This is a genomic window from Cupriavidus sp. GW823-FHT07A04, assembly GCF_058794615.1.
In genome coordinates this window covers 69649-76242 of the sequence record NZ_JBXAHA010000033.1, presented here as the reverse complement: position 1 = coordinate 76242, position 6594 = coordinate 69649, and the positions used below count along the sequence as shown (strand labels likewise).

General features: G+C 60.6%; 9 protein-coding genes. 7 read left to right on the top strand and 2 right to left on the bottom strand.

The window, feature by feature from the left end:
- Positions 1–235 precede the first annotated feature (235 nt).
- Positions 236–370, bottom strand: coding sequence for a VOC family protein (locus tag AC1Q7Q_RS38285; protein ID WP_492373631.1), 135 nt, complete (start codon positions 368–370; stop codon positions 236–238).
- 731 nt (positions 371–1101) lie between these two features.
- Here AC1Q7Q_RS38285 and AC1Q7Q_RS38280 point away from each other — a divergent pair.
- Together AC1Q7Q_RS38280 and AC1Q7Q_RS38275 are read left to right on the top strand one after the other, a co-directional pair.
- Positions 1102–1401: a hypothetical protein gene (locus tag AC1Q7Q_RS38280; protein WP_492373630.1), complete on the top strand. Its 300-nt coding sequence runs from the start codon at positions 1102–1104 to the stop codon at positions 1399–1401.
- Positions 1402–1558: 157 nt separating this feature from the next.
- The gene (locus AC1Q7Q_RS38275; protein WP_492373629.1) at positions 1559–1708 is read left to right on the top strand and encodes a hypothetical protein; all 150 of its coding nucleotides are present in this window, start codon (positions 1559–1561) and stop codon (positions 1706–1708) included.
- 558 nt (positions 1709–2266) lie between these two features.
- Here the strand turns inward: AC1Q7Q_RS38275 and dusA are convergent.
- Complete coding sequence (gene dusA, locus AC1Q7Q_RS38270) at positions 2267–3280, bottom strand: tRNA dihydrouridine(20/20a) synthase DusA (protein WP_492373628.1); 1014 nt, start codon at positions 3278–3280, stop codon at positions 2267–2269.
- Between the two features lie 138 nt (positions 3281–3418).
- Between dusA and AC1Q7Q_RS38265 the strand changes: the two genes are divergently transcribed.
- From AC1Q7Q_RS38265 to AC1Q7Q_RS38245, 5 genes are all read left to right on the top strand, one after another.
- Positions 3419–4531, top strand: coding sequence for a tyrosine-type recombinase/integrase (locus tag AC1Q7Q_RS38265; RefSeq protein WP_492373627.1), 1113 nt, complete (start codon positions 3419–3421; stop codon positions 4529–4531).
- A gap of 279 nt (positions 4532–4810) precedes the next feature.
- Positions 4811–5173 carry a hypothetical protein gene (locus tag AC1Q7Q_RS38260; protein ID WP_492373626.1) on the top strand — a complete coding sequence of 121 codons (363 nt, stop codon included), beginning with the start codon at positions 4811–4813 and terminating at the stop codon, positions 5171–5173.
- Entirely contained in the window at positions 5161–5427 is a 267-nt protein-coding gene (locus tag AC1Q7Q_RS38255) for a hypothetical protein (protein ID WP_492373625.1), read from the top strand. The genes AC1Q7Q_RS38260 and AC1Q7Q_RS38255 overlap by 13 nt, the downstream gene beginning before the upstream one ends.
- 20 nt (positions 5428–5447) lie before the next feature.
- Positions 5448–5870 (top strand): hypothetical protein, encoded by a 423-nt coding sequence (locus AC1Q7Q_RS38250; protein ID WP_492373624.1) that lies wholly within the window; start codon positions 5448–5450, stop codon positions 5868–5870.
- Positions 5860–6498, top strand: coding sequence for an SOS response-associated peptidase (locus AC1Q7Q_RS38245; RefSeq protein WP_492373623.1), 639 nt, complete (start codon positions 5860–5862; stop codon positions 6496–6498). The genes AC1Q7Q_RS38250 and AC1Q7Q_RS38245 overlap by 11 nt, the downstream gene beginning before the upstream one ends.
- Positions 6499–6594 lie beyond the last annotated feature (96 nt).

The window sequence follows — 6594 nt, the reverse complement described above, 5'->3', positions numbered from 1 at the left end:
GTCTGCTTTGCAGCGGTGTTTCGTGTTGCGAGGGGGCGAATCATAGGGGACCCCCTCGGCCTTGGCAAGCGTTTTCTTGAGCGAATTTCTCGAGAGGAATAAAGTTGATCATAAATAACATCTAAGATCAATTCCGCTCGTATGCCTACGCCAGCAAAGCAATGCCGAGCTTACGCATCTTGAACATCGCGTCCATGACCCGAGCCGACTTGCCCGCATCCTTGTCTTGCAGCAGTCAGCCGAGGATCGATGGAGCGATCTGCCAGGACACGCCAAACTTATCCTCGAGCCAACCGCACTGCCCATCCTCCCCGCCAGCGGGCAATTGCTCCCACAGGGTGTCCACCTCCGATTGCGACTTGCGACTCACAACTCACAAGCAATGAGATAGCCGGGATGACGCAGCCCCGTCGCGTGACCCACACGAGTTCGCTCAAGTCGTCTATTCACGGTTGCGGCGGGCCTTGTGCCGCTCGCAGCAGAGGCAACCGAACGCCAGCAAGGCACCCAGCACAAGCACGCCAATGGCTAAGCCCTTGGCGGCACACCCCCCTGCGGAACACTCCCCATCCAGATCACACTTTCCCATAGCCCTCTCCTCAAACCCGTGCCAGGAAGATCTGACGGTTCCATGCTAGATCACGGCGAAGGGAGATCAAAGCGCACACCACCAGGCCACCTGCCGCGCGGTGCAACTTGCCAGCACACGGAGTCTTGGTGGCGTCCGCCGCCTTCTAGAGAACAGCCGGCTTGCAACTGCCTCCCCAACATCCAACGCAGAACATCTTCCGCAATGACGCCTTCGCCACAAACGGGACTACGGTGCACCGCCCCGCCGCTGATGCGCCGTAGCGTCGAATCTGGGCCAAGAAACTGCAGAGGGTGACAACAAGCTTGCACCGACCCGGCCCCGCAAAACCGCAAACAATTGCATACGCCGCCAAGTGCGCTGTCAGCCGCCTCGACTCGACTTAATTCTGACTTAGAAAAGTCTCAGTTGGTTTGGGTGCAGTTTGCGCTATTTTCACAAACATTCTTGGCATGCGCCGAGCGCCCTACTCGGCACACCGTGGGCTCACAATCCAAGTGGAAAGAACAACGATGCAGTCCTTCAGCACCAAACTCACCCTCAAGCTAGCCGCCACGCTTTGCCTGGTCGTTCTCCTGTTCGGGAGCGCGTACGGGCTCTTTGGCCCGCATAGCGGAAGCGAAGTGTCGCAGGCTGCGAACGCCGACCACGCCAATACCCTGCTTTCCTTGCTGATGCATATCCTTGGCCCGATTGCGGCCATCCCCGCCCTGATCGGTATGTGGTCGCAACGATTCCCCGCACTGGGCGGACTGGTCCTCGCCTGCCCGGCCATTGCGACGTTGCTGCTGCACCGATTTGTCATCGGATAAGCCAGACGTTCGATCCTCCCCACGCCTCTTTCCGCCTGGTTTGTCCGCAGGAACCCACCGCCGCTGGTTTGCATCGGCCACCTCCGCACAGGAACTAAACCCGGTGCCGGATACCCAATGGAGAATGCTGTTTCTGCGGCAACACCGGGAAAGGACCATGAAACAAACGTTGTGGGGACTGCTGGCGGGATGCGCGCTGCTGGTAGCCCTTGTTGGATGCGCCAGTCGAGGCGCCGATGGCCGGGAGTCAAGCATCACCGCATACGGCACCGTTGATGTCGGCGTTTCGCGCACCAGCGACAAGTAGTGCGCAGTGCCGGCCAAGGCGACCACTCGATAGCAAACGGCAACAGGAAAAAACAGGCAAAAAAAGAACCCGCAGCGCGGGTTCTTAAATTAGCGATCTCAATTGCCCTGAAGGCGCTGGTAATCTAACTGTCATTTTCCGTTCGTACTATCCGGGTAAACCGAAGTCGACCAAGCAATCGCAACCACCACCACGATAAAAAAAAGCCCGCACTAGGCGGGCTGAACAATCAGTTGAAGAAAGCCCTGTATTCGAGGGCAAGCACAGTGTAAGAACTTGCGGCGCCCCGACTAATTAGGGGAATCCCTTTACCATGGCGGGAAAGCGGCCCGCCGCGACGATCAAGTGCACATCACAGCCCCCCGCGGCTCCCGAGCACAAAAAGGATATTCGAAGTTAGAGGAAATATTCCAGCTGACGCCAAAGCAGGCGTTCAGTGCCCATTGTGCTCAGAGTACGCTAATACGATCCATTCGCAGTCAAGATCTGCTTGCTGGCCGCGTGCGAGAGTACTGCCAGATAATCCGGACTCCACCCGCTAGCCCTAGCGGATCTTGTTCAAGCGGCCTCGAGGGATGGCGCGCCTCCCTGCAGCAGATGCGCCCGCGCCTCTTCAAACATGGCGTCGACGGCTACGCGTGTGCGCACCGCGTGCATGCGGCGCGCATCCGACAAAACCCGCCGCCAGCCGCGGCCACCATGGATACCACGATGCAGGCCCAGCATATGGCGCGTCACTGCACCCATGTAGCCGCCCTGCTCGACGACATCCCCAATATAACGCTGCATCGCCAGCTCAACGTCCAACCGTGATGGCACCGGGGTCTGCGCGGCATAGAAACGCCCATCCATTTCCGCCAGCACGTAGGGCTGGTGATAGGCCTCGCGTCCAATCATGACGCCATCCACATGCGCCAGGTGCACGTCCATCTCGTCGTGCGTGACGATGCCGCCATTGATCAGTATCTCGAGATGCGGGAATTCCTGCTTGAGTTGGTAAGCCACTTCGTAACGCAGCGGCGGGATCTCGCGATTTTCCTTTGGGCTCAAGCCTTTCAGGATTGCATTGCGCGCATGCACGATAAAGGTCGCACACCCCGCATCGGCCACGGTGCCGACGAAATCGCGAACAAAGTCGTAATGTTCGATCGTGTCAATGCCGATGCGATGCTTGACGGTCACGGGAATCGATACCGCGTCGCGCATCGCCTTCACGCAATCCGCCACCAGTTCCGGCTCCGCCATCAAACAAGCGCCGAATGCACCGCGCTGCACCCGCTCGGAAGGGCAGCCGCAGTTCAGATTCACCTCCAGGTACCCCCATTGCTCGCCCAGTTTCGCCGCGGCGGCCAGATCAGCAGGCTCGCTGCCGCCGAGTTGCAGGGCCACGGGTTGCTCAGCGGCGTCGAAGTCGAGATGACGAGCCACATCGCCATGGAGCAGCGCGCCGGTGGTCACCATCTCCGTGTACAGCCAGGTATGGCGGCTCAGTTGCCGGTGAAACATGCGGCAATGACGATCCGTCCAATCCATCATCGGGGCGACCGATACTCTCCTAGGTGTTGATTTCATTGGAATCTGGCTTCAATACTGGGTTCTGCGGTAGTTCGCCCGCCGTATCGTTAGTGCCTTTTTAGGCCCCTCCCATGCTATTTTTAGCACCAAGTGCTACGATGTAGCACCGAAAAAATTCATGTAGCACCGGAACGCATGGGATCAATTACGCAGCGGGAAAGGAAGGACAAGAGTATAGGGTACACCGCCCAGATCCGTCTGAAGCAAGGCGGGAAGGTCGTATACAACGAGGTCAAGACCTTCGATAGGCGGCAGGCGGCCGCGGCGTGGCTTACGAAACGGGAGAAAGAGCTCGCCCAGCCTGGCGCACTAGAAGCAGCACAGCAGCGTGATCCGACATTGAGCGAAGTGATCGATCAATACATCAAGGAATCGCGCAAGGACATAGGTCGGACCAAGACCCAGGTGCTACACGCGATCAAAGTAGCACCGCTGGGCGGGATGGTGTGCTCGAAGATAGATAGCGCCGCCATCACGCGGTTCGCACAGGGCCTTGGCGTGCAACCGCAAACGGTCGGCAACTATCTGGCGCACCTAGCGTCGATCTTCACGATCGCGCGCCCGGCATGGGGGTACCCTCTGGACCAGACCGCGATGGATGATGCCCGCAAGGTAGCGAAGAAGCTTGGTGTAACCAGCCGATCTATCGCGCGGAACCGCAGGCCGACGATGGCGGAGCTGGATTTGCTCATGGAGCACTTCGGCAAGATCCGCGCAAAGCGAGTCGACAGCACTCCCATGCAGGCGATCACTGCATTTGCGATCTTCTCGACGCGCCGCCTGGAGGAAATGTGCCGGATCGCCTGGGACGATTTGGATGAGCCGGGTAGCCGAATTTTGGTGCGAGACCTGAAGCACCCTGGCGAGAAGATTGGCAACGATGTCTGGTGCGACCTGCCAGCCGAGGCTATGCGCATCATCAAAGCCCAGCCGAAACGCGAGGCTAGAATCTTCCCAGCCAACAGTGATGCGGTGAGCGCCGCTTTCACCCGAGCCGCCAAGTTTCTAGAGATTGACGACCTACACCTGCACGACATGCGACACGAGGGCGCCAGCCGGCTGTTCGAGATGGGGCTGAATATCCCGCGCGTAGCGGCTGTGACCGGGCATAGGAGTTGGCAGAGCCTGAAGCGGTACACCCACCTGCGGCACGATGGTGACCGCTTCGCCGGTTGGAAGTGGTTGGATGTGGTGGCGCCGCCCCAAATACCTCTCGACCGAGACTCGGCGGAGCCCGCGCCTGTATAGCGTGGATTGGCTCTACCTCTACCTCCACCTCTCGCAGGAGTCCAGGATTGTGATAAGTGGGAACATTCCAACGGCGCCCCTGGCGCCGTTTTCGTTTTCTGCCCTTACCTCCCGGGTCTCCTCTCGCATTCCCCGCAAGGACGGGCGTCGGATCAATTGCGCCTGGGCATTCCTACGAGCCACCCCATCACTGTATATCCATACAGTTAACTCAACTATCCCCGCCTGGCTTAGGACGACTCTTATACTGGATATCCATACAGTATTAGTGAGAGAGACATGTTCGCCTGCGCCCCCGATACCGTCTATCTATATAGCCAGTCCCACGGGGCCGCGCGTTTGGCCGTCCGCTGCCCCCACCTCACCATCGACGATCCGCTGCTCACGGCCGACACTTGGAACCCAGAGGTAGAGGCCGCCGCCCAAGCCGCCGTGGCGACCCTGACCCTGACCGGGGTCGATACCGCAGCAATCATGGCGCTGCCGTGGACAATTGACCGCCTGGCGTTCGATTACCAGGGCACCTCCCTAAGCTTCCAACTCGCCCACAGCATCCAGTTCGCAGGCCCTCGCTCGATCCGCCTGCACACCCGCGGCGAGCGCCACTATGCCACCCGTCAGGAGAAGGCATGTTCCCTGTGACCTACCGGGCGGCATCGATCTTCCTGGAATCCCAGTTCCTGCCCGGCGACACGGCCGAGCTGCGCCTCAAGTGCGAGGGTGTCACGGTAACGGCCAGCGCCGTCACCGTGCGCGGCATCGAAACGCGCCACATCGAGAAGATGGCGTGGACAGCCGGCTACCTGTCGTTCGAGCAGGACGGCCAGCACCACCGGATCAAGGTTGCCCGGCCGGCGGTGAAAACGCCGCTGCGCGCGCGGTTCCCGCGCCGCTGACTAGCTGCACCCGCCTCGCCATGCCACCCAACACCCCAGAGAATTGGGTACGCGCGCTACGCCACGCCGTTCGCGGCGGCACGCCGGATGCCTTTGGCGATCCATTCGGCATGCAGCTGTACCTCCTGGACCCTCACGGCCAGCCGGTCCAGACGCTGGACGGGAACGCCCATCATGAATTTCTGAGGGGTTGGTTCAAACGCTTCGTGCTGCGTACGGACCTTCCTGAGCAGGATGCCCGCGTCTGGACGTGCTTCTGCCCATGGTCGGACAAGATGAACGACAAACCGGTCTTCCTTACCCACCTGGTCGGCGACGGCATCGACAAGATATTCACCTCGGCGACGTGGCAAGATGCGCAGGACAAGCACCGGCGCGTCTCGGAAAAGGCGCGGCGGGTGTTGCCACTCACGCCCTTGCCAGGAGATGAGGATGTGCACTAACTATGCCCCGGTGCAGCGCCAGCTGCTGCGCGATGTCTTCGGCGTCGAGCCACCGCCCATCGACTATCCGCCGGAGACCTGGCCGGACTATGCGGCGCCGATCGTTGTGGTCAGCGCCGACGGCGCGCGCCAGGCGCTGGTGGGCACGTTCGGCATTGTGCCCAAGACCCGGATCCCGCCCGGCGTGGCCAAATTCGACACCACCAACGCACGATCGGAGACGGTCGGCGAGAAGCGGTCGTTCTCCGGCCCCTGGAAGAAGGGGCAGCTCTGCCTAGTGCCGGCCACCAGTTTCTACGAGCCGTTCTATGCGGAGGGGCAAGCGAAGTCTGTGCGCTGGCGGATCTGGCTGAAGGACGAGCCTGAGTTCGCCATCGCGGGGCTGTGGCGGGATTGGCCGGATGGCGCGCTCTCGTTCACCATGCTGACCATCAATTCGGACAAGCACGCGTTGATGAACCGCTTCCATGCTCCGGGCAAGGAAAAACGCATGATCGTCATCGTGCCGCGGGCGGAGTGGGATGACTGGCTGACGTGCCGGGATCCGGAGCGGGCGCGCAGCTTCATGCTGCCCTACCCACCCGATCTCATGGATGCCAAGGCGGCGCCGCGGGCGAAGACTACCTAGTACCGCTCGATCTATTTCCCTTTGCTAGGCGGGTTATTTCCTCGGCCACCTCCAGATGGGTTTCCGGACCGGCTCGGCCAGTTTGGATTCGCCGGC